We start from the raw sequence: 20,820 nt of genomic DNA, 5'->3' as shown, positions 1-20,820 counted from the left end.
CCTTCCAGGCAGCGTTCGCCAGGGTCCAATAACAATGAGCCAGACCATGAAAAAGCCAAACTCCCTGCTCGAAGACCTCAAGCCCCTGTTGCCGGCCATCGCCGCCCGCGCCGACCAGGCCGAGCGCGAGCGCAGCGTGCCCGCCGAGAACATCGCCGCACTCAAGGCCATCGGCCTGCACAAGGCCTTCCTGCCCAGGCATTACGGCGGCCTGGAAATCAGCCTGCCGCAGTTCGCCGAATGCATCGCCGCTCTGGCCGGTGCCTGCGCCAGCACTGCCTGGGCGATGAGCCTGCTGTGCACCCACAGCCATCAGCTGGCAATGTTCCCGGCACGCTTGCAGGACGAGATCTGGGGCCGTGACCCGGACGCCACCGCCAGCAGCAGCATCGCGCCGTTCGGCCGTACCGAGGAGGTCGAGGGCGGCGTGCTGTTCAGCGGCGAGATGGGCTGGAGCAGCGGCTGCGACCACGCCGAGTGGGCGATCATGGGTTTTCGCCGAGTCAACCTTGAGGGCGGCCAGGACTACTGCTTCGCCGTGCTGCCGCGCTGCGACTACCAGATCCGCGACGACTGGTTCGCCGCCGGCATGCGCGCCAGTGGCAGCCGCACGCTGATCGTCGAGCGCGCCTTCGTGCCCGAGCACCGCATCCAGAAGGCCAGGGACATGATGGAGGGCCAGTCGGCGGGCTTCGGGCTGTACCCGGACAGCGCAATCTACTTCAACCCGTACCGGCCGTACTTCGCCAGCGGGTTCTCCACGGTCAGCCTGGGCATCGCCGAGCGCATGCTCGAGGTCTTCAGGGACAAGACCCGCAACCGCGTGCGCGCCTACACCGGCGCCGCCGTCGGCGCGGCAACCCCGGCGCTGATGCGCCTGGCCGAGTCCACCCACCAGGTCGCCGCGGCGCGGGCGCTGCTGGAGAAGAGCTGGGAGCAGATCGCCGAGTACAGCGCCCGTCACCAATACCCGACCCGCACCGAGCTTACCTACTGGCGCACCAACCAGGGCTATGCGGTCAAGTTGTGCATCCAGGCCGTGGATCGGCTGATGGAGGCGGCCGGTGGCGGCGCCTGGTTCGATGGTAACGAACTGCAGCGGCTGTTCCGCGATGCGCACATGACCGGCGCGCATGCCTACACCGACTACGACGTCTGCGCGCAGATCCTCGGGCGCGAGCTGATGGGGCTGGAGCCGGACCCGGCAATGACCTGAGCGCCAACCGACGAATAGGGCAGGAACAACGTGGGAACGGGCTTGCCCCGCGATAGCACTCGACCAGGCAAGCCCGCGCCCACAACCCGTCCTGGCCCAGTCCAACAACAATGATGGAGCCTTGCATGTCCACTCCCTTCGATAGCCGCGCCTTCCGCCGCGCCCTGGGCAACTTCGCCACTGGCGTCACCGTGATCACCGCCGCCGACGCCTCGGGGCGCAAGGTCGGTGTCACCGCCAACAGCTTCAACTCGGTATCCCTCGACCCGCCACTGGTGCTCTGGAGCATCGACAAGCGCTCTGGCAGCCATGCGGTGTTCGAGGCCGCCGGGCACTTCGCCGTGAACGTGCTGGCCGCCGATCAGATAGACCTGTCCAACACCTTCGCCCGCCCCAGCGAAGACCGCTTCGCCGGTATCGAGCATGAGACCGGCGAGGGCGGCGCGCCCCTGTTGCCGGGCTGCTCGGCGCGTTTTCGCTGCGAGAAGTTCCAGCAGATCGATGGCGGTGATCACTGGATTCTCATTGGCCGGGTGCTGGCGTTCGACGATCTGGGGCATGCACCGCTGCTTTATCACCAGGGGGGGTATTCCAGGGTTCTGCCCCATGGGGTGATGGATCGTTGCGTGCAGGGGTAGCGGTCTTGGAGTGTTCGACGCAAGCGTTGCAGCGCCTGTGAGATCGAGCGCCGCCCGCGCGACGCATCGCGACGCAAGGCCTCCTACATCTGTTTCGGGCCAGTCAATCCTGTGCCATTACCTGGTCCGCCTTGTTGGTATAACGCGGTTTCAGCGTGGGCACCACTGGCGCCTCACCTGTCTCAAGACATGCACCAAGGCGGGCAACCATGGCCTGACAGGTTTGGCACGTTGCAACAAATGTAGGAGCGGCCTTGCGTCGCGATGCGTCGCGCGGGCGGCGCTCGATCTCAAGAACGCTGCAAGGCTACCGTCAGGCACCTGGCACCACGAATCAAGCCCCGCGGCAGGCAGTGGCAAGACCCGCCCGGGTGCAGGCCGCAAAGTGACAGGGAAGAATCTTTCCCTCGTCCACCCAGGGCCCACCCATGACAATCAACAATAAGCTCACCGAGCACCTCAACAGTGGCAGCGTCGGCTTCCCCACCGCGCTGGCCAGCACCGTCGGCCTGATCATGGCCAGCCCCGTGATCCTCACCGCGACCATGGGCTTCGGCATCGGCGGCAGCGCCTTCGCCGTGGCCATGGTGATCGCCGCAGTGATGATGCTGGCGCAGTCGACCACCTTCGCCGAGGCGGCGGCGATCCTGCCGACCACCGGCTCCGTCTACGACTACATCAACTGCGGCCTGGGCCGTTTCTTCGCCATCACCGGCACCTTGTCGGCGTACCTGATCGTGCATGTGTTCGCCGGCACCGCCGAGACCATCCTCTCCGGGGTCATGGCCCTGGTGAACTTCGAGCACCTCAACACCCTGGCCGAGTCGGCCGGTGGTTCGTGGTTGCTGGGAGTGGGCTTCGTGCTGGTGTTCGGCGTGCTCAACGCTTTCGGCGTGAGCGCTTTCGGCCGCGCCGAAGTGGTGCTGACCTTCGGCATGTGGACCACGCTGATGGTGTTCGGCGTGCTTGGCCTGATCGCCGCGCCAGCGGTGGAGCTGGACGGGCCGTTCGGCGTGTCGCTGGTCGGCACCGACCTGATGACCATCCTGTCGCTGGTGGGCATGGCCATGTTCATGTTCGTCGGCTGCGAATTCGTCACCCCGCTGGCCCCGGAACTGCGCCGCTCGGCCTGGGTGATGCCCAAGGCCATGGCCCTGGGGCTGTTCGGCGTGGCCAGCTGCATGTTCATCTACGGCGCGGCGATGAAGCGCCAGGTGGAGAACGTCGTGCTCGATGCCGCCAGCGGCGTGCACCTGCTGGACACGCCCATGGCCATCCCGCGTTTCGCCGAGCAGGTGATGGGCGATATCGGCCCGGTGTGGCTGGGCATCGGCTTCCTGTTCGCCGGCGCCGCCACCATCAACACGCTGATGGCCGGGGTGCCGCGGATTCTCTACGGCATGGCGGTGGACGGGGCGCTGCCCAAGGTGTTCACCTACCTGCACCCGCGCTTCAAGACGCCGTTGCTGTGCATCCTGGTGGTGGCGCTGATCCCGTGCCTGCACGCCTGGTACCTGGGCGGCAACACCGACAACATCCTGCACCTGGTGCTGGCGGCGGTGTGCGCCTGGAGCACCGCGTACCTGCTGGTGACCCTGTCGGTGGTGATCCTGCGCATCCGCCGGCCGGACCTGCCGCGGGCCTACCGTTCGCCGCTGTTCCCGCTGCCGCAGATCGTCTCCAGCATCGGCATCCTGCTGGGCATGTGGTTCATTACCCCGCCGGGCATGAACCCGGCCGATGTCTATGTGCCGTTCGCCGTGATGCTCGGCGCCACCGCGGCCTACGCGCTGTTCTGGACGCTGTGCGTGCAGAAGGTCAACCCGTTCCGGCCAGCGCGGGTCGAGGATGTGCTGGAGAAAGAGTTCGCCGCCGAGCCCGGCCAACCTCACGATGAGCAGGTGCAGCATGTCGGCAAGTTGGCTTGAGCGCCTGACCGGCCCGCGCGCGCCGGCCGGTTATCGGCCTGGGGCGACCCTGGCGCGGCTGCGGCACAATCTCGGATTGGCGGATTGGCAATCCGCGGCATCCTTTACCTACCGCGAACAAGGTCCGTGTATCGAGGTGCGTGAGCGTACCGAAAGCCACCTGTTGATGCACCTGGTGATGTGCGAGCTCACGCTGCGGGTGCCCGCGTTGGGGCAGGGCAAGCTTGAGTTCGACGTTCATCACAGCGGATTGGTGCGCCGTACTGGACTGGTGTTTCGCCTGCGCGATGGCGAGAAGCCGGTGTTCGAGGATGTCCAGCTGAGACTGTCAAGCGACAGTGCCTTGCGCAAAGCCCTGATGCCGCTGGATTTCAAGCGTTTGACCTGCTGCTTCGACAATGGCCAGTGGCAAGTGTGCCTGGAACACATGGGTGCCAGCGAGGTGGTCAATCGCATGCCCGCGTTTCGCCGCTACATTCCTTTGCTTGCGCAGCAACGCGAATTGATCTGGCAGAGCTTCGATGCGCTGGAGCGAATCTTGCGCGAACAATGAGAGGTCGAGGCCGCCGTGCAGCCCCGCAAGGGGCTGTATTCAATCGACCATGGCCGACCTCGAACCCGGGCCCAAGGTCTTTTCCACAGCGCCAGCCACGAGGCTTTCCATCAAACCAACCCCTTCAGCCTCTCCCAGCCCCTTCCCCCGCAACATCCCAGGCAGCTGGTTCAACAGCGTCGCCAGCACATGCCCGGTAGCCGCCAACGCACTCCCGGGCAGGCGCGCCTGTGGTGCAATCAAACGCAACAGGCCGGTTTCGTAGCGCGCCCGCAGGGTCATCAAACGGGCCTGCTGTTCGTCGGTCAGGCAGCAGAGATCCCGTTCGGCCAGGCGAAACTGCAACGGGCGCTCCCCATGCAGGTGCCAGTGCGTGGCAATCAGGCAGGCCAGCACCGGCTTGCCCTGGGCCTGCGCCCGGCGTCCCTGGTCCAGGGTCGCTTGCAGTTCCTCGTACAGCTCTTCGATCAGGTCGTACAAGAGGTCCTGCTTGCTGGGGAAATGGTGGTACAGCGAGCCCGCAGTCAATCCCACGTGCGCCGCCAGCTCACGCATGCTGACCTGGCCGAAGCCTTTCTCGGCGAACAGGGCCATGGCCCGGTCACGCCGTTCCTCGAAGTTGGCGCAGCGCAGCGCCGCGTTGACCGGGGGCATGGCGCGGCTCCGTCAGTAGGTGAAGAAGCCGCGACCGCTCTTGCGACCGAGGTAGCCGGCGGCAACCATCTCCTTGAGCAGCGGGGCGGGGCGGTACTTGCTGTCGTTGAAGCCCTCGAGGAAGGCCTCCATGATCGCCAGCAAGGTGTCCAGGCCTACCAGGTCGGCCAGTGCCAGCGGGCCGATCGGCTGGTTGCAGCCCAGGCGCATGCCGGTGTCGATGTCCTCGGCGCTGGCCAGGCCTTCCTGGAGCACGAAGATCGCCTCGTTGATCATCGGCACCAGGATCCGGTTGACCACGAAGCCCGGGCGGTTGCCGGCGGTGATCGGGGTCTTGCCGAGCTTCTCGGTGACCAGCAGCGCCTGGGCGTAGGTCGCGTCGCTGGTCTGCAGGCCCCGGATGATCTCGACCAGCGCCATCATCGGCACCGGATTGAAGAAGTGCACGCCGATGAAGCGCTGCGGCTGCTCGATGCTGGCCGCCAGCTGGGTGACCGACAGCGACGAGGTGTTGGTGGCGATCAGGCACTCGGCGCCGACATTGGCGGCCACCTGCTGCAGGATGCGCTGCTTGAGGGCGAGGTTTTCGGTGGCCGCCTCGATCACCAGCTGCGCGTCTGCCAACTGGGCGTAGTCGGTGCTGGTGCGGATCCGTGCCTTGGCCGCGCTGGCCTTGTCGGCGTCGATGGTGCCCTTGCCGACCTGGCGCTCGAGGTTCTTGCCCAGCGTCGCCACGCCGCGCTCCAGCGCGGCGTCGGAGACGTCCACCAGCAGGACCTGGTAGCCGGCCAGCGCGCACACCTGGGCGATACCGTTGCCCATGGTGCCGGCGCCGATCACGGCGATACGTTCGATGTTCATGTTGCTGACTCCTTTCAGACGCGTTCGAAGATGACGGCGATGCCTTGGCCGCCGCCGATGCACATGGTGGCCAGGGCGTAGCGGCCCTGGACGCGGTGCAGTTCATGGATGGCTTTGGTGGCGATGATCGCGCCGGTGGCGCCGACCGGGTGGCCGAGGGAAATGCCCGAGCCGTTGGGGTTGACCTTCTCCGGGTCGAAGCCCAGGGCGCGGGCCACGGCGCAGGCCTGGGAGGCGAAGGCTTCGTTGGATTCGATCACGTCCAGGTCGGCGACCTTCAGGCCGGCCTTCTCCAGCACCTTCTGCGTGGCCGGGATCGGGCCCAGGCCCATCAGTGCCGGCTCCACGCCGGCGTGGGCGTAGGCGACGATGCGCGCCAGCGGTTTGAGGCCCTCGCGACGCACGGCGTCACCGGTGGCCAGGACCAGGCCGGCGGCGCCGTCGTTGATGCTGCTGGCGTTGCCGGCGGTGACGGTGCCGTCCTTCTTGAACACCGCCTTCATGGCTGCCAGCTGTTCGGCGCTGGCGTCGCCGCGCACGTTCTCGTCCACGGCAAATTGCACGGGGCCTTTGCGGGTCTTGATCTCGATCGGCACGATCTGGCCGTCGAAGCGACCCTCGGCGATGGCGCGGGCGGCGCGGCGCTGGCTGGTCAGGGCGACCTCGTCCTGCATCTCGCGGCTGATGCCGTGGGCCGCCGCGACGTTCTCGGCGGTGATGCCCATGTGGAAGTGCTCGAAGGGGTCCTGGAGGATGCCGACCATGTAGTCGATGCCCTGCAGGTCGCCCATGCGCGCACCCCAGCGGGCCTGTGGCAGCAGGTAGGGGCCACGGCTCATGGATTCGGCGCCGGCGGCCAGGGCGATGTCGCTGTCGCCCAGCAGCAGGCCCTGGGTGGCCGAGACGATGGCCTGCAGACCCGAGCCGCACAGGCGGTTGACGCTGAAGGCCGGGGTTTCCTTGGGAATGCCGGCGTTCATCGCCGCGACCCGGCCCAGGTAGGCGTCGCGCGGCTCGGTGGGGATCACGTTGCCCATCACCACATGGCCGATCTGCTCGGCGGCGACGCCCGAACGCTCGATGGCGGCGCGGGTCACCTGGGTGGCGAGGTCGGCCAGGGGCAGGTCCTTGAGCGAACCGCCGAAGCTGCCGATGGCCGAACGTACCGCGCTGACGACGAAGATTTCTGTGCTGCTCATGGGGGCTCCGTTTGCGAAGGCGTGGCGGGGTGGGGGTGGCTCTGCGAGAATGGCGGCCTCCCCCTCCCGGGGTGGATCGAGTCTAGGCAAAGGCCTTCGGGCGGCCTATGCCGGATCTGTTCAATCAACCTGGCATTTTTTGCCACTCAGCATAGACAGCGGACTTCTGCCATGCGCGATAGCGATACGGTCGCGGTGTATTTTCTCAATGCCATGGTCCACGCCCTGCGTGAGCGACCACAGGCGCGCGATGCCCATCTGCGGGCGGTGGGCATCGATCCGCAGGTGCTGACCGAGCCCCAGGCGCGGGTGCCGGCCAAGGCCTTCGCCCAGCTGTGGCTGGCGCTGATCGACGAGCTGCACGACGAATTCTTCCACCTCGACAGCCACGGCATGCCGCTGGGCAGCTTCGCCCTGATCTGCCGCGGCCTCATTCAGGAGCCCTCCCTGGGCAAGGCCTTGCGCCAGTGCCTGGGCAGTTTCGCCCTGTTCTTGCGCGACCTGAACGGCAGCGTCACGGTGCGTGGTGCGCGCACGGTGATCAGCGTCCAGTCGAACATCGCCGACCCGCTGACCCGGGTCTACGCCGAGGAAACCTACCTGGTCCTGGTGATCGGCCTGCTGTGCTGGCTGGCCGGTCGGCGCATCGCCATCGACCGTACCGAGCTGGCCCTGGCGCGCCCGGCGCAGGAGGATGACACGCTGCTCTGGGGGCCGGACCTGCGTCTGGGCAGCGGACGTACCGAGGTGGAGTTCGACAGCGCCTGGCTGCGCCTGCCGGTGGTGCAGGACCTGACGGCACTGAAGGGCTTCCTGCGCAGCGCGCCGCAAGGGCTGGTGATCCGCTTTCGCAACCAGAATGGCCTGGTGGCCGAGGTCTATCGCCACCTGCGTGCCCGCCATTACGGGCAGTGGCCGACGCTCAACGCCATGGCCGAACGGCAGCGGCTCAGCGCCAGCAGCTTTCGTCGCCAGCTGGAGCGGGAAGGGCGCTCGTACCAGCAGATCAAGGACGAGGTGCGCCGGGCGATGGCCTTCGAACTGCTGCGCGAAGGCCGCCTGAGCATTGCCGAGATCGCCGAACACACCGGGTTCCAGGAACCCAGTGCGTTTCATCGTGCGTTCAAGAAGTGGACCGGGCAGAGTCCGGGCAGTTACCGGGCCAAGCGCGCATCGTCGGTATGAACGGCCCCTGCCAGGGTTACGCCGGCACCATCGCAAAACCCACGCCGAAGCGGTTCCAGGCGTTGATGGTGGCGATGGCCAGGGTCAGGTTGGCAATCTCCTTTGCGCTGAAGTGTTCCAGCAGTGCCTGGTACTCGTCCTGCGGCGCGCCGCGCTCGGCCAGGCGGGTCAGGCTTTCCACCCAGGCCAGGGCGGCCCGCTCGCGTTCACTGAAGTAGCGGGTCTCGCGCCAGACGCTCAAGGTCTGCAGGCGCGCCTCGGTTTCACCGGCCTTGCGCGCATCGTTGGCGTGCATGTTGACGCAGTAAGCGCAGCCATTGATCTGCGAGGCGCGCAGGCGGATCAGTTCGAGCAGCGAATGCTCAAGGCCCGAGGCGACCAGCGCCTGCTCGAGGCCGATCATGGCCTTGTAGGCTTCCGGCGAGTGTTTGGCCCATTCGATACGGTCATGCATGGTGAGGCTCCAGGTCGACAAGAGGAAAGTGGCACTACCTTAGCGCCAGGCCGCGCCGCGCCGAATAGCCAATCCCGCGCTTTGCCAGGAGGCCAATCCACCATTCGGATGCGCACTGACAGGCATCCAATCTCTTCATTTCTGCCAGGGCGGCCGAGGCGGGATAATGGGCAGGTCTTCACCTGAGAACCGTTTCATGTCCGCAGATCGATTCATGCGCGAGGCCCTGGAGCTTGCCCGCGCCAATATCCAGGCCGGTGGCCGCCCCTTCGGCGCCGTGCTGGTCCACCAGGGGCAGGTGATCGCCCGTGCCGTCAACCAGATCCACAGCACCCAGGACCCCACCAGCCACGCCGAGATGCAGGCCATCCGCCAGGCCGCCCAGGTGCTCGGCCGGGCGCGCCTGGACGGCGCCGAGATCTATGCCAGTGGCCATCCGTGCCCGATGTGCCTGGCCGCCATGCACCTGTGCGGCATCGAGCGCGCCTGGTTTGCCTACGACAACGACGAGGGCGAGCCCTATGGTTTGTCCACCGCCGGGGTGTATGCGCAGATGGCCCGCCCGCCGCAGCAGCAAAGCCTGCCCCTGCGCCCGCTGAAACCGGTGGGTGAAAGCGGCCTGTACCGTGAATGGCAGCAGGCCGGCGAAGCATGAGGGGCGCGTTGAACCTGTTGCTGGTGGTGCTGCTGGCGTTGAACCTGCGGCCGATTCTCACCAGCATTGGCCCGCTGCTCGAGCCCATGCGCCAGAGCACCGGCTTGGGCTACCAGCAGGCGGCGCTGCTGACCGCGTTGCCGGTGCTGTGCATGGGCCTGGTGCCGCTCCTGCAACCCTGGCTGCGGCGCTGGCTGAGCGAGCATGGCGGCATGCTGGCGGGGCTGGCGGCCATCGCCCTGGCGTGTCTGTGGCGCCTGCAACTGGACAGCGCCTGGGCGCTGATCGTAAGCGCGGTGGTCGCAGGTCTTGGTGTCGCCGTGGTGCAGGGCATGATGCCGGGGCTGGTCAACCGCTGGTTCCCCGGCCGCCTGGCGGCGACCATGGGGCTGTATTCGGCGGCGTTGATGAGCGGCGGTGGCCTGGCGGCGGTGCTTGGCCCATCGATCACCGCGTATTTTGGCCATTGGCAGTTCGGCCTTGGCCTGTGGGCGTTGCCGGCGCTGCTGGCGATCGTGGCGTGGACTGTCCTGCGTCCGCGCCAGGACACACCGGCCCTGGCCGGTGGCGGCGGCGGGCACTGGTTCGGTAACCGCCGGGCCTGGCTGCTGGCGCTTTACTTTGGCCTGATCAACGGTGGCTACACGAGCATGGTCGCCTGGTTGCCAGCCTATCACCTCGAGCACGGCGGCACGGCCCAGGGTGGCGGCGAGCTGGTTGGCCTGATGACCATCTTCCAGGTCTGCGGCGCTCTGGGCCTGCCGTTGCTGCTGCGGCGCCTGGTCGATCGGCGGCCGGGCCTGTGGCTGGCCTTGCTGATCCAGCTGGCGGGCTTCCTTGGCCTGCTGCTGGCGCCGGCCAGCGCCATGGGCCTGTGGGTGGCGCTGATCGGCCTGGGCCTGGGCGCGTGCTTCAGCCTGAGCCTGACGCTGACCCTGGAGCACCTGCGCACGCCCGGCGAAGCCGGCAGCCTGGCGGCTTTCGTCCAGGGTGTGGGCTTCATCGTCACCGGTATCGTGCCGTACATCACCGGCTGGTTGCGTGATGCCAGCGGCGACTTCCAGGCCTCCTGGACCCTGCTGACCTGCACCGTGCTGGCGATGCTGCTGGTCACCGTGCGCTTTGCCCCGAAGGGCTACGCCCGCGCCATCGCCCGTGAGGGTCGAGTCGCTGAGGCCGTGCTCAACTGAGGCGCTGCAAGGTGTCGCCGACCCGGTCCAGCGCGGGGTCGATATCCAGCAGCTCGATGGCCCCGAAGCCGAACAGCAACCCCGGCCTGACCGGCGCCTCGCTGAAGAACGGCGCAAGGGAGTAGAGGCCAACCTCGACTTTGCGCGCCAGGTTGATCAGCAGCTCGACATCCACCCCGGGCTTGGCCAGCGCGCTCAGGTGAAAGCCGGCGCTGGCCGGCACCGCGTCGAACCACGGCGCCAGGTCGCCGCCCAGGCGCGCGAGGATCCGCTCGCGACGGGCGCTGTACACCTCGTGGCAACGGCGAATGTGCTTGTTCAGGTGACCTTCGCTGATGAACCGCGCCAGGGCCCATTGCTGCAGGCTCGGGCTGTGCCAGTCGCTCAGGTGCTTGGCCACGCAGGCGGCCTGCAGCACGGCCGGCGGCAGCACCGCATAGCCCATGCGCAGCTCCGGCAGCAGGGTCTTGGAGAAGGTCCCGACATAGGCCACCAGGCCATGTCGGTCCAGGCGCAGCAGGGCTTCGGCGGCCGGCCCCTGGTAGCGGAACTCGCAGTCGTAGTCGTCCTCGATGATCAGCGCGCCGAGCTCGGCAGCCCGCGCCAGCAGCGCCTGGCGCCGCGGCTCGGTCATGGGCATGCCGAGCGGGAACTGGTGCGAGGGGGTCACGTAGATCAGCCGGGTGCCGTCCTCGATCTGCTCGACGCACAGTCCCTGGTCGTCCACCGGCACCGACTGCAGGCGCGCGCCCAGGGCCAGGAACAACTGGCGCGCCGGTGGGTAGCCCGGGTCCTCCATGGCCACCTTGCAGCCGGGTTCGACCAGTACCCGGGCGATCAGGTCGAGGGCCTGCTGGGCGCCGTTGCACACCAGCACATCACTTGCAGTGCACTGGATGCCGCGGGTGAAGGCGATCTGGTGGGCGATGGCCTCGCGCAGCTCGGGCAGGCCCTGGGCGGAAAACTGTCGGTCGGGGTGGCGCTGGCTGCGGCGCAGGGCGTAGTTCATGCAGCTGCGCCAGTGGTCGTAGGGGAACTGCGCCTTGCTCGAGGCGCCGCCGATGAAGTCGTAGCGTGACGGTGCGTCCAGCGCCCGCCGACCCAGCACCGTGGCGCGCTGGCGCCAGCGTTCGAGGGTGTCGGCGGCGGCCAGGGTGATGTTGTCGCTGTCGCCCTGGCGCGGCGTGTGGCGCGGGGTGATGAAGGTACCGCGGCCGACCACGCCGCTGAGCAGGTTGTCATAGGTCAGGCGCGAGTAGGCCTCGGCCACGGTCTTGCGCGAAACGCCCAACTGCTCGGCCAACAGGCGTGTGGGTGGCAGTTGGGTGCCGGCCGCCAAGTGGCCGCTGTCGATGCCGGCGCGCAGTTGCTGGTAGAGCTGGTCGGCCAGGCCTTTGCGGCCTTCGAGGCGGATGTGCAGTTCCATCGGAGGGAGGGTGTCCGAAGCGCAGGGGGGTAAAAGCTTCGGGTTTTATCGACAAAGCTGCAAGGGGCCCTGGAGGCGATCGCTCAGGGAACAATACCCGAGAGCGAGTTGCATACCCTGTGGGAGCAGGTTTACCCGCGAAGCAAGCAACGCGGTGGATGGCACCGGCTTTGCCGGTGTTCGCGGCTAAAGCCGCTCCCACAGGTTCCTGCTAAATCAAAAAGTCATGTGCAGTTCCATGAGAGGGGCGGCGTGTTCACAGGCGAGCGGTACTGATGGTGATATAGCCTTTTTCCGGCAATGCGATGCGGATCACCGTTTCATCCTCGCAGGCCTTGCGTTTCTGTCGGATGCATACGCCATCCACCGCCGCTTCGCGCATGCGCGCGTGGATGGCGCGGCCCTTGGCATCGAAGAAGGCTTCGCTGGCGAGCAGCTCGACACGCTCGATCAGCTGGCGGGTGTGTTCGTCGGTGGCGCAGAAGAAGCGCACCCCGGACAGGTGCGGGTTGTCGTCGGGGTTGCTGACCTCGTGGGCCAGCAGTTGACGCAGGGTGTGGCGCAGTTCGCGGGTAGGGCGATGAGCATTGGTGGGCATGGCATGGCCTCGTCTGGATGGGGTTGGCCGCGCCGGGGCGGCGGTCACGTCTCCAGTCCTGATGATGTTTTGCCGAGGGTGGGGCAACAATCTAGAAGCTTCCGTACTTTCGGTAGGAGGGTTCCGAAATTACAGGCACCAGGTTAAACATCGCCTTGATCCGCGTCAGGTGCGGGGCACAATTCCCGTCGCCGCGACAGCGCCGGGCTCAAGCGCCGCCTCGACGATTTCGATCCAGTGCCGCACCGGCGTGCGACCGGCGCCGCCGAGGTGCAGCTGGCAGCCGATGTTGGCGGTGGCGATGACCTGTGGGTTGTCGCTTTCCAGGGCATTGAGGCGATTGTCGCGCAGCTGGCGCGCCAGCGTTGGTTGGGTCAGCGAATAGGTGCCGGCCGAGCCACAGCACAGGTGTCCATCGGGCACCTGGGTGAGGTGGAAGCCCAGGCGCTGCAGCAGGCCTTCCACCGCACCGCCGAGCTTGAGGGCATGCTGTAGGGTGCAGGGGCAGTGGAACGCCAGGCGCTGCTCGGTGCAGACACCCAGTCGCTCCAGTGACTCGGCCTGCAGCACCTGCACCAGGTCGCAGGACAGGGCACTGACCGTGGCGGCCTTGGCGGCGTAGCGTGGGTCGTGTTGCAGCAGGTGGCCATAGTCGCGGACAAAGGCGCCGCAGCCGCTGGCGGTCTGCACGATGGCCTCGGCGCCGGCCTCGATGGCCGGCCACCAGGCGTCGATGTTGCGTCGGGCGCGGTCGAGGCCTCGTGCCTGGGCATCCAGGTGATAGTCCAGCGCACCGCAGCAAGCGGCTTCGCGGGCCGGCTCGACGCTGATGCCTAGCCGGTCGAGCAGGCGCGTGGCGGCGGCGTTGGTGTTGGGTGAAAGGGCCAGCTGCACGCAGCCTTCGAGCAGCAGCACGCGGCGGGCATGGCGCGGCGCCGGGCGTTGACCCGGGGCGACGACCTGCGCCGGCAGCTTGTCCTTGAAACTGGCCGGGAGCAGGGGGCGCAGTACCAGGCCGGTGCGGATCAGCGCCTTGAAGGCGCCAGGCCGAGGTATTACGGCGCGCAGGCCCGCGCGCAGCAGGCGTTGCCCCGGTGGTCGGGGGACTTGCCGGTCGACCACGGCGCGGCCGATGTCGAGCAGGCTGTGGTACTCCACCCCCGACGGGCAGGTGGTCTCGCAGTTGCGGCAGCTCAGGCAGCGGTCCAGATGCGCCTGGGTGCTGGTGCCCGCCGGTTCGCCTTCGAGCACCTGCTTGATCAGGTAGATGCGCCCGCGAGGCCCGTCCAGTTCATCGCCGAGCAGCTGGTAGGTGGGGCAGGTGGCGGTGCAGAACCCGCAGTGCACGCAGGAACGCAGGATGCGTTCGGCCTCGTCGGCGCGGGGCAGCTGGCGGGCGGATTCGCTCAGGTGGGTTTGCATGCCGTGGCCTCACAAGTGCGCGTACAGGCGGCCAGGGTTGAACACACCCTGGGGATCGAGTTGGTTTTTCAGTGCCCGGTGATAGCGCAGCGTCAGCGGATCGAGTGGGGCGCTGCTGTCGTCGCCGGGCGCGTAGGCGGTGGCATGACCGCCGGCCTCGGCCGCCAATGCCCGGATGACCGACGCCGGGGCGTCTGACTTGAGCCAGCGTTGGGCGCCACCCCAGTCGATCAACTGCTGTCCCGGCAGTTCGAGTGCGCCGCAGGCAATGGGCAGGGACAGCCGCCACAGTGTTGCGGGTGCGGCGAAGAACGCCAGGCGCTGCTCGCGCAGGTCTTGCCAGAAGCTCGTGTCGAAGGCTTCGCCACCCAGGCGCTCACGGGCCGATCGCACCGAACCTTCGCCGCCCTCCAGGCGCAGATGCAGCGCCTCGCCGTCATGGCAGGCGGCGCTGACCGGCAGCGCTTGCCGGCCCCATTCGGCGAGTGCGGCGAGTGCCTGCTGCGTGTTCATCTCCAGGCGCAGGCCCAGGCACTGGCGTGGCCGCGGCAGTACCTTGAGCGACACTTCGGTGAGCAGCCCCAGGCAGCCGAAGCTGCCCGTCATCAGCCGCGACACGTCGTAGCCGGCAACATTCTTCATCACCTCGCCACCAAAGCGCAGGTGCTTGCCGTGGCCGGTGATCAGCCGGGTGCCGAGGACATAGTCACGCACCGACCCGGCCCAGGGCCGGCGTGGTCCCGACAGCCCGGCCGCGACCATGCCGCCCAGCGTCGCCTCGGGGCCCAGGTGTGGTGGCTCGCAGGCCAGCATCTGCCCGGCTTCGTGCAGCGTCGCCTCGATCTCCCGCAGGGGCGTGCCGGCGCGGGCGGTGAGCACCAGCTCGGTGGGGTCGTAGCCGACGATGCCCCGGTGGCCGCGGGTGTCGATGACCTGCCCGGTCACCGGGCGACCGAGCATGGCCTTGCTGTTGCCGCCCTGGATGCGCAGCGGGGTGCGCTGGTCCAGCGCCTGGTTGACCTGCTCCAGCAGGTCCTGGCCGAGGTCCCTGTCCATCAGAAGCGCTCCAGGTCGGGGAAGGGCAGTTGCCCGTGGTGCACATGCAGCGCGCCGAACTCGGCGCAGCGCTGCAGGGTGGGGATGTTCTTGCCCGGGTTGAGCAGGCCCCGTGGGTCGAAGGCGGCCTTGACCGCGTGGAACAGGGTGATCTCGTCGCTGTTGAACTGCGCGCACATCTGGTTGATCTTCTCCCGGCCCACGCCGTGCTCGCCGGTGATGCTGCCGCCGACGGCCACGCACAGTTCGAGGATCTGGCCGCCGATGGCCTCGGCGCGCTCCAGTTCGCCGGGCAGGTTGGCATCGAACAGGATCAGCGGGTGCAGGTTGCCGTCGCCGGCATGGAACACGTTGGCCACCCGCAGGCCGTACTGCCCGGAAAGCTCGCTGATGCCCTTGAGCACCCGCGCCAACTCGCGGCGCGGTATGGTGCCGTCCATGCAGTAGTAGTCCGGGGAAATGCGCCCCACTGCCGGGAAGGCATTCTTGCGCCCGGCCCAGAAGCGTGCGCGCTCGGCTTCGTCGCAGGCCAGGCGCACTTCGTGGGCACCGGCCTTGCGCAGCACGGCATCGACCCGGGTGCAGTCGTCGTGCACGTCAGCCTCGACGCCGTCGAGCTCGCACAGCAGGATCGCCGCAGCGTCCAGCGGGTAGCCGGCATGGATGAAATCCTCGGCGGCACGAATCGCCAGGTTGTCCATCATTTCCAGCCCTGCGGGGATGATCCCGGCGCCGATGATCTCGGCCACCGCGCCTCCGGCATCCTCGACGCTGTCGAAGCTGGCCAGCAGCACCCGCGCCACCTGCGGCCTGGGCAGCAGCTTGACGGTGACTTCAGTGACGATGCCGAGCATGCCCTCGGAGCCGGTGAACAACGCCAGCAGGTCGAAACCGGGGCTGTCCAGAGAATCACTGCCCAGTACCAGGCGTTCGCCTTCGACGGTGAGGATCTCCACCTTGAGCAGGTTGTGCACGGTCAGGCCGTATTTCAGGCAATGCACGCCACCGGCATTCTCGGCGACATTGCCGCCGATCGAGCAGGCGATCTGCGAGGACGGATCGGGCGCGTAGTACAGCCCATGGGGCGCCGCCGCCTGGGAGATCGCCAGGTTGCGCACACCGGGCTGGACCCGGGCGAAGCGGCCCTGCGGGTTGACTTCAAGGATGCGATTGAAGCGCGCCATCACCAGCAGGATGCCCTGGCTCAACGGCAGGGCGCCGCCGGACAGGCCGGTGCCGGCGCCGCGCGCCACCACTGGTACGCCGCGCTGGTGGCAGAGCCGCAGCAGTGTTTGTACCTGTTCCATGCGTTCGGGCAACACCACCAGCAGCGGCAGCGTGCGGTAGGCCGAGAGGCCGTCGCACTCGTAGGGCTTGAGGTCTTCGCTGCGGTGCAGGATCTGCAGATCGGGCAGGGCCTCGCGCAGGGCGGCCAGCAGTGTTGGCTTGTCCACGGCCGGCAACGGTCCATCGACACGTTCGTCGTAGAGGATATTCATGCAGGCTTACTGCGCCAGGTGCCGGATCATCGCCACCGTCAGGTACAAGCGTGGCGCCACGCTGGCGATCTCCATGTACTCGTCGTCGCCATGCAGGCCGGCGCCGACCACACCCAGTGTTTCCAGCACCGCCGGCTTGTCGCTGTCGGGCACGTAGGCGTAGCCGGCGTCGGTGCCGAAGCGCATGGCGATCGGCTGCAACTGCCGGTCGATCTTGCTGTAGAGCTGCCGTGCGGTTTGCGCAAGCTCCGTGGAGGCGTCGTTCTTGGCCAGCGGCGGGCGGCCTTTCTCCACGACCAGCTCGACCTGGGTATCGGCCACAAGCTGTTTCTTGATGATCCGCAGGGCATCTTCCTGCACCCGCTCGGTCTCGCTCAGGTCGGAGTAGCGCATGTCGGCCTCGGCGCTGGCCTGGGCGGGAATGATATTGGCCTTTTCCCCGGCCTTGGCCAGGGTCCAGTTGACGGTAGTGCCTTTGCTCTTGTCGCCGAGGTCGTTCAACTGCAGCAACTGGTGCGCCAGTTCCATCAGCGCGTTGCGCCCGGCTTCCGGAGCGGAGCCGGCGTGGGAAGCGCGACCCTTGACCTCGAGCTTGAGGCGGTTGATGCCGTTGGTGGCAACGGTGACCGCGTCATTGTCCGGTGGCTCGTAGGAGAAGACGAAATCGTGCTTGCGCGCCAGTTCGGCGATCAGCTGTCGCGAGCCGGTCGAGCCCATTTCCTCGTCCGGGTTGAACAGCACGGTGAGGGTGCGGTAGCCCTTGTACTGCTGGTCCTGCAGCAGTTTCAGCGCATGCAGGATCATCGCCACCCCGCCCTTGGCGTCGGCCACGCCGGGGCCGTAGGCGCGGTCGCCGTCTATCCGGAACGGGCGTTTGGCCACGGTGCCGGGGCCGAACACCGTGTCGTAGTGGACCATCAGCAGGAAGTCCTTGTCGCCGCTGCCCTTGAGGGTGCCGACGATATTGTCGCCCACCGAGGGCGTGGCCGGCTGGGTGCTGACCTTGGCGCCGAGGGCCTCGAGGCGTTTCACCAGTTCGCTGGCGACCTGTTTCAGGCCGGGTTCGGTACCGGTGCCAGTATCCACTGCAACCAGGGTCTTGAGGGTCTCCAGGTAATGGGGTTGTTCGGCCTGGGCCTGGCTGAACAGTTCCTGGGGCGTCGGGTCGGCGGCCTGGGCGGTGGCGCAGGCCAGGGCAAGGGCCAATGAGCAGAATCGCAAGGGCATGGGCAGGGATCTCGTTGTCGTGAACCCTTCAGCGTAGACCCTGCCACCCGATTACCGAGTCATTTGCTCCCGGCGATAACGCTATTGCACAGCCCAGGGGGGCTGGCAAGCACGATACGTAACGGTGATATTCAACATTCGATAGTGTTAGTAAACTATTGAATTATAAGAATTTATCTTTTCGCTACTGCATGCTGTACGCACTGCTCGTAATACGTCTGCTTGATCGCCGTCGGCTTCAGCCGAGACCGGCTGTTATAGGTCTGCTCGGTGATGCCGAAAGCCGTCATGCGCATCCACGGCTTGGCGAACTTGCGCGCCTGCAGCTTCTTGCGCGTGGCGTACAGGGTGACGCCGGAAAGCTTGGCCTGCTGCGCCTCGGCGGCGATCTGCGCGCCCCAGCCGCACACCTGGCGATCGTTCTGGCTCAGTGCCCGGGCCTGGGCGCCGAAGGCGGCGCTGGCCAGCAGGCAGCCGGCCACGGTTGCTAGAATCACTCGCATGTTGCTGTCCTAAGCATCTGAAGGAAAACAAAGTCTGCCTTCGCTTTCGACGCCTGGGGGCCAGCAGTTTGCCGTCAGGCGATGGCCATTTTCAGGCCACCGTACTGGCGCGTGCGCAGCGACTGCAGGGCCAGGGCCGCGATCCACAGCACGCCGACGCCGTAGTTCAGGCGCTGGTAGAGACCGAACAGTTCACCGCTGTGCACGGCCTTGGCCATCAACACCACGGTGACCACCGCCAGCAGCACGCTCAGCAGCGACCCCCAGGCCAGCCCCGGGGATCGGGCCAGGCGCGTGCCCAGGCCGATCCACAGCACACTGGCGAGGGTCAGCGAGAGGAACATCAGCAGGCCGCCGAGGTTGTGCATCTGTTGCGAGAACGATGGCTCCAGCGGCGCACAGCCCTGGTCACAGGCAAACCCGCCGGTCGCCAGGCTGCCCAGGCCATGCAACAGCACCAGCAGGGCGCTCAACCGCGCCAGCTTCGAGCGCCGCCAGCGCCGCGCCAAGCCCCAGGCGAACAGTGCGAACAGCAGGGCCAGCGGGAAATTGTTGATCCAGGGCGACAGCCCGTGGGTGGGGGCGCCGACCGCGCCGAGCTGGCTCATGGCTTGTTGCAGGTGGTCGTAGCCGGGGTAGGCCAGCGCCGTCAGGGTGACGCCCAGCAGCAGCCAGAGGGGAATGAGCAGGCCGCTGGCGAGCAGCAGGCGATCGAACGTCTTCATGCAGTGCCTTCCTTGGTGAGTGCAGGGCGCAGCCTACCGCGTCGCCGTGGCCATTCGCCAGTCTCAGCGGCCGTTGACCAGCATCACCAGCAGCACGCAGGCCAGCAACGCCAGGTAGGCCCGGGCATGCACGCTGTCGGGGATGCGCCCGAGCAGGGGCGCGGCCAGGTGCATGCCGAGCCAGGCGCCGACGGTCATCACCAGTCCCGCGCGCAGGTCGATGAAACCCAGCAGGCCCGGGCCAAGGTCGAACTGGCCGGCCGGCAGCAGCGCATAGACCAGCGTGGCCGCCAGGGCCATGGGCAGCGACAGCGGGTTGGCCATGGCCGTGGCGGTGCGCATGCTGGCGCCGCGTCGGCGCATCAGCGGCACGGTCATCACACTGCCGCCCACCCCGAGCAGCGCCGCCAGTGCGCCGATGGGCACGCCGACCAGGCTGGCGCCGGCGCTGCCCAGGGGCGCCAGGCGATGTTCGCCTGCGCGTACGAAGCCTGGGCGCAGCCAAGCGTCCAGCAGACTCAGCGCCAGGTAGGCGATGAACAGCCAGCGCAACCAGGCGCTGGCCAGGTACAGCGCCGCCCATGCCCCGAGCAGCGCGCCCAGGGCGATGGCCGGCGCCAGTGGGCGCACCAGGTCCCAGCGCAGGCTGCCCGCGCGGTGATGGCGCCAGGTGGCCAGGGCGCTGCTGAAGATCATCACCGTGGCCGAGGTGGCCACGGCGATCTGCATGTCGTGCTGGGCCACGGCCGTCCCCGCGCCATGACTGGCCAGCAGCAGGGCATAGAACAGCGGCACGGCGAAGAAGCCGCCGCCGAAGCCGAACAGCAGGGTGGTGACGCCGGCACACAGGCCGAACAGGCCAAGCAGGGGATAGAGCATGGGGTGGGTCTCGGGTCAGGGGTGAGGCGGTCAGGGTAGGGTGCCTGCCTCTTGGCTGACTTGCGCAACCTGGCCAATAATCATCGTGTTTCGGCCAGAACCTACCTTCATGCGCAATGTTCCCTTGTCCGAGGTCGATGCCAGCCCCCGTGCGGTGCTGGCCATCGCCACCGACTATCCGCCCGGTACCCTGCTGCCCAGGCATGTCCATCGCCGGGCGCAGTTCCTCTATGGCATGAGCGGGCTGATGGAGGTGCTGACCGATGACGGCGCCTGGGTCATCCCGCCTGGCAGCGGGGTATGGATTCCGCCCGGCAAGCCGCACCAAGTGCGCATGCGTGGCGTGAGCACCCGCAGCCTGTACATCGAACCGACCGCGCTGCCCAGATCGGGCAGCGTGTGCGAGGCACTGCGGGTCGGGCCGCTGCTGCACCAGCTGTTGCTGGCCAGCGCCGAGGTGCCGGCCTTGCATGACGAGGCGGGGCGCGACGGCCTGCTGCTGCGGCTGGTGCTGCATGAGCTGGGCCAGGCCGAGCGTCTGCCGCTGTTCGCGCCGCTGCCGGCCGAGCCGCGCCTGGCGGCCCTGTGCCAGGCGTTCCTGGCGCAGCCATCAATCCACACCCGTGGCGACACATGGGCAGGCCAGCTCAACTGGAGCCCACGTACCTTCAGCCGGCGCTTTCGCGAGCAGACCGGGCTGTCGTTCGGCCAGTGGCGCCAGCAGGCTTGCCTGATGGCCGCGGTGACACGACTGGCGACCGGCGAGCCGGTGACCACCGTCGCCCTGGACCTGGGCTATGAAAGCCCCAGCGCGTTTTCCAGCCTGTACCGGCGAGTCATGGGCCAGCCGCCGTCGGCGGCACGCCAGGGCATATGAAAACCCCGTTGGACGTATGTGATCGTACAACTGCTTGCGCTATCATCACGCCTGTCTTTCACAACCAGACATACA

At 67.5% G+C, this 20,820-nt stretch carries 20 protein-coding genes and 1 pseudogene; 8 read left to right on the top strand and 13 right to left on the bottom strand.

Annotation, left to right across the window (positions count from 1 at the left end):
• The first annotated feature begins 46 nt into the window (after positions 1 to 46).
• From VUG52_RS15140 to VUG52_RS15125, 4 genes and pseudogenes are all read left to right on the top strand, one after another.
• Positions 47 to 1,216 carry a p-hydroxyphenylacetate 3-hydroxylase oxygenase component gene (locus VUG52_RS15140; RefSeq protein ID WP_262951749.1) on the top strand — a complete coding sequence of 390 codons (1,170 nt, stop codon included), beginning with the start codon at positions 47 to 49 and terminating at the stop codon, positions 1,214 to 1,216.
• A gap of 125 nt (positions 1,217 to 1,341) precedes the next feature.
• A pseudogene (locus VUG52_RS15135) lies at positions 1,342 to 1,851 on the top strand (flavin reductase family protein); the annotation flags it as partial.
• A gap of 431 nt (positions 1,852 to 2,282) precedes the next feature.
• Complete coding sequence (locus VUG52_RS15130) at positions 2,283 to 3,782, top strand: APC family permease (protein ID WP_050706213.1); 1,500 nt, start codon at positions 2,283 to 2,285, stop codon at positions 3,780 to 3,782.
• Complete coding sequence (locus tag VUG52_RS15125; RefSeq protein WP_050706212.1) at positions 3,763 to 4,335, top strand: DUF3156 family protein; 573 nt, start codon at positions 3,763 to 3,765, stop codon at positions 4,333 to 4,335. The genes VUG52_RS15130 and VUG52_RS15125 overlap by 20 nt, the downstream gene beginning before the upstream one ends.
• A gap of 39 nt (positions 4,336 to 4,374) precedes the next feature.
• On the opposite strand, the gene VUG52_RS15120 is transcribed toward VUG52_RS15125, so the two are convergent.
• From VUG52_RS15120 to VUG52_RS15110, 3 genes are read right to left on the bottom strand one after another with little or no spacing between them, the layout of a single operon-like run.
• Positions 4,375 to 4,989: a TetR/AcrR family transcriptional regulator gene (locus VUG52_RS15120; RefSeq protein WP_050706211.1), complete on the bottom strand. Its 615-nt coding sequence runs from the start codon at positions 4,987 to 4,989 to the stop codon at positions 4,375 to 4,377.
• A gap of 12 nt (positions 4,990 to 5,001) precedes the next feature.
• On the bottom strand, positions 5,002 to 5,850 hold the full coding sequence (locus VUG52_RS15115; RefSeq protein WP_050706210.1) for a 3-hydroxybutyryl-CoA dehydrogenase: 849 nt from the start codon (positions 5,848 to 5,850) through the stop codon (positions 5,002 to 5,004).
• A gap of 14 nt (positions 5,851 to 5,864) precedes the next feature.
• Positions 5,865 to 7,049, bottom strand: coding sequence for an acetyl-CoA C-acyltransferase family protein (locus VUG52_RS15110; protein ID WP_050706209.1), 1,185 nt, complete (start codon positions 7,047 to 7,049; stop codon positions 5,865 to 5,867).
• Positions 7,050 to 7,220: 171 nt separating this feature from the next.
• On the opposite strand from VUG52_RS15110, the gene VUG52_RS15105 reads away from it, so the two are divergent.
• On the top strand, positions 7,221 to 8,234 hold the full coding sequence (locus VUG52_RS15105) for an AraC family transcriptional regulator (RefSeq protein ID WP_050706208.1): 1,014 nt from the start codon (positions 7,221 to 7,223) through the stop codon (positions 8,232 to 8,234).
• Between the two features lie 16 nt (positions 8,235 to 8,250).
• Here the strand turns inward: VUG52_RS15105 and VUG52_RS15100 are convergent, their stop codons facing one another.
• A complete protein-coding gene (locus VUG52_RS15100) occupies positions 8,251 to 8,688 on the bottom strand; it encodes a carboxymuconolactone decarboxylase family protein (protein WP_050706207.1) in 438 nt (145 codons plus the stop codon).
• A gap of 196 nt (positions 8,689 to 8,884) precedes the next feature.
• On the opposite strand from VUG52_RS15100, the gene VUG52_RS15095 reads away from it, so the two are divergent.
• Both VUG52_RS15095 and VUG52_RS15090 read left to right on the top strand, forming a co-directional pair.
• Positions 8,885 to 9,343: a nucleoside deaminase gene (locus VUG52_RS15095; protein WP_050706206.1), complete on the top strand. Its 459-nt coding sequence runs from the start codon at positions 8,885 to 8,887 to the stop codon at positions 9,341 to 9,343.
• Positions 9,340 to 10,533 carry a cyanate transporter gene (locus VUG52_RS15090; RefSeq protein ID WP_050706205.1) on the top strand — a complete coding sequence of 398 codons (1,194 nt, stop codon included), beginning with the start codon at positions 9,340 to 9,342 and terminating at the stop codon, positions 10,531 to 10,533. Before VUG52_RS15095 ends, VUG52_RS15090 begins: the two co-directional genes overlap by 4 nt.
• Here the strand turns inward: VUG52_RS15090 and pdxR are convergent.
• The 9 genes from pdxR to VUG52_RS15045 form a co-directional block, all read right to left on the bottom strand.
• Positions 10,526 to 11,959, bottom strand: coding sequence for a MocR-like pyridoxine biosynthesis transcription factor PdxR (pdxR, locus tag VUG52_RS15085; protein WP_331831696.1), 1,434 nt, complete (start codon positions 11,957 to 11,959; stop codon positions 10,526 to 10,528). The two genes, VUG52_RS15090 and pdxR, sit on opposite strands and share 8 nt — an antisense overlap.
• A 256-nt stretch (positions 11,960 to 12,215) precedes the next feature.
• Positions 12,216 to 12,557: a hypothetical protein gene (locus VUG52_RS15080; protein WP_050706203.1), complete on the bottom strand. Its 342-nt coding sequence runs from the start codon at positions 12,555 to 12,557 to the stop codon at positions 12,216 to 12,218.
• Between the two features lie 165 nt (positions 12,558 to 12,722).
• Positions 12,723 to 13,979: a glycolate oxidase subunit GlcF gene (gene glcF / locus VUG52_RS15075; protein WP_050706202.1), complete on the bottom strand. Its 1,257-nt coding sequence runs from the start codon at positions 13,977 to 13,979 to the stop codon at positions 12,723 to 12,725.
• Between the two features lie 9 nt (positions 13,980 to 13,988).
• Entirely contained in the window at positions 13,989 to 15,035 is a 1,047-nt protein-coding gene (glcE, locus tag VUG52_RS15070; protein WP_050706201.1) for a glycolate oxidase subunit GlcE, read from the bottom strand.
• A complete protein-coding gene (gene glcD, locus VUG52_RS15065; protein WP_050706200.1) occupies positions 15,035 to 16,534 on the bottom strand; it encodes a glycolate oxidase subunit GlcD in 1,500 nt (499 codons plus the stop codon). Before glcD ends, glcE begins: the two co-directional genes overlap by 1 nt.
• Positions 16,535 to 16,540: 6 nt before the next feature.
• Positions 16,541 to 17,761 carry a M20/M25/M40 family metallo-hydrolase gene (locus tag VUG52_RS15060; RefSeq protein WP_050706199.1) on the bottom strand — a complete coding sequence of 407 codons (1,221 nt, stop codon included), beginning with the start codon at positions 17,759 to 17,761 and terminating at the stop codon, positions 16,541 to 16,543.
• A 173-nt stretch (positions 17,762 to 17,934) separates the two neighbouring features.
• A complete protein-coding gene (locus VUG52_RS15055) occupies positions 17,935 to 18,264 on the bottom strand; it encodes a hypothetical protein (RefSeq protein WP_050706198.1) in 330 nt (109 codons plus the stop codon).
• A 74-nt stretch (positions 18,265 to 18,338) separates the two neighbouring features.
• Positions 18,339 to 18,989, bottom strand: coding sequence for a DUF998 domain-containing protein (locus tag VUG52_RS15050; RefSeq protein WP_050706197.1), 651 nt, complete (start codon positions 18,987 to 18,989; stop codon positions 18,339 to 18,341).
• 63 nt (positions 18,990 to 19,052) lie between these two features.
• On the bottom strand, positions 19,053 to 19,868 hold the full coding sequence (locus tag VUG52_RS15045; RefSeq protein WP_331831695.1) for a sulfite exporter TauE/SafE family protein: 816 nt from the start codon (positions 19,866 to 19,868) through the stop codon (positions 19,053 to 19,055).
• Between the two features lie 109 nt (positions 19,869 to 19,977).
• Here VUG52_RS15045 and VUG52_RS15040 point away from each other — a divergent pair, with 109 nt between their 5' ends.
• The gene (locus tag VUG52_RS15040) at positions 19,978 to 20,745 is read left to right on the top strand and encodes an AraC family transcriptional regulator (protein WP_331831694.1); all 768 of its coding nucleotides are present in this window, start codon (positions 19,978 to 19,980) and stop codon (positions 20,743 to 20,745) included.
• The last annotated feature ends 75 nt before the right edge of the window (positions 20,746 to 20,820 follow it).

Origin of the sequence: Pseudomonas sp. LH21, from assembly GCF_036549575.1 — a bacterium.
GTDB classification, from domain to species: Bacteria; Pseudomonadota; Gammaproteobacteria; order Pseudomonadales; family Pseudomonadaceae; genus Aquipseudomonas; species Aquipseudomonas peradeniyensis.
Note: the sequence above shows the minus strand (reverse complement) of the source record. Positions and strands in the feature narration are given on the sequence as shown.

Excerpts from the sequence above, each read along its gene's own strand:
- VUG52_RS15100 (WP_050706207.1), bottom strand. The coding sequence starts at position 8,688 with ATGCATGACCGTATCGAATGGGCCAAACACTCGCCGGAAGCCTACAAG.
- VUG52_RS15040 (WP_331831694.1), top strand. The coding sequence starts at position 19,978 with ATGCGCAATGTTCCCTTGTCCGAGGTCGATGCCAGCCCCCGTGCGGTG.
- VUG52_RS15115 (WP_050706210.1), bottom strand. The coding sequence starts at position 5,850 with ATGAACATCGAACGTATCGCCGTGATCGGCGCCGGCACCATGGGCAAC.
- glcF (WP_050706202.1), bottom strand. The coding sequence starts at position 13,979 with ATGCAAACCCACCTGAGCGAATCCGCCCGCCAGCTGCCCCGCGCCGAC.
- VUG52_RS15105 (WP_050706208.1), top strand. The coding sequence starts at position 7,221 with ATGCGCGATAGCGATACGGTCGCGGTGTATTTTCTCAATGCCATGGTC.
- VUG52_RS15120 (WP_050706211.1), bottom strand. The coding sequence starts at position 4,989 with ATGCCCCCGGTCAACGCGGCGCTGCGCTGCGCCAACTTCGAGGAACGG.
- VUG52_RS15080 (WP_050706203.1), bottom strand. The coding sequence starts at position 12,557 with ATGCCCACCAATGCTCATCGCCCTACCCGCGAACTGCGCCACACCCTG.
- VUG52_RS15050 (WP_050706197.1), bottom strand. The coding sequence starts at position 18,989 with ATGAAGACGTTCGATCGCCTGCTGCTCGCCAGCGGCCTGCTCATTCCC.
- glcE (WP_050706201.1), bottom strand. The coding sequence starts at position 15,035 with ATGGACAGGGACCTCGGCCAGGACCTGCTGGAGCAGGTCAACCAGGCG.
- VUG52_RS15130 (WP_050706213.1), top strand. The coding sequence starts at position 2,283 with ATGACAATCAACAATAAGCTCACCGAGCACCTCAACAGTGGCAGCGTC.
- VUG52_RS15090 (WP_050706205.1), top strand. The coding sequence starts at position 9,340 with ATGAGGGGCGCGTTGAACCTGTTGCTGGTGGTGCTGCTGGCGTTGAAC.
- VUG52_RS15045 (WP_331831695.1), bottom strand. The coding sequence starts at position 19,868 with ATGCTCTATCCCCTGCTTGGCCTGTTCGGCCTGTGTGCCGGCGTCACC.
- glcD (WP_050706200.1), bottom strand. The coding sequence starts at position 16,534 with ATGAATATCCTCTACGACGAACGTGTCGATGGACCGTTGCCGGCCGTG.
- VUG52_RS15055 (WP_050706198.1), bottom strand. The coding sequence starts at position 18,264 with ATGCGAGTGATTCTAGCAACCGTGGCCGGCTGCCTGCTGGCCAGCGCC.
- VUG52_RS15125 (WP_050706212.1), top strand. The coding sequence starts at position 3,763 with ATGTCGGCAAGTTGGCTTGAGCGCCTGACCGGCCCGCGCGCGCCGGCC.
- VUG52_RS15060 (WP_050706199.1), bottom strand. The coding sequence starts at position 17,761 with ATGCCCTTGCGATTCTGCTCATTGGCCCTTGCCCTGGCCTGCGCCACC.
- VUG52_RS15140 (WP_262951749.1), top strand. The coding sequence starts at position 47 with ATGAAAAAGCCAAACTCCCTGCTCGAAGACCTCAAGCCCCTGTTGCCG.
- pdxR (WP_331831696.1), bottom strand. The coding sequence starts at position 11,959 with ATGGAACTGCACATCCGCCTCGAAGGCCGCAAAGGCCTGGCCGACCAG.
- VUG52_RS15110 (WP_050706209.1), bottom strand. The coding sequence starts at position 7,049 with ATGAGCAGCACAGAAATCTTCGTCGTCAGCGCGGTACGTTCGGCCATC.
- VUG52_RS15095 (WP_050706206.1), top strand. The coding sequence starts at position 8,885 with ATGTCCGCAGATCGATTCATGCGCGAGGCCCTGGAGCTTGCCCGCGCC.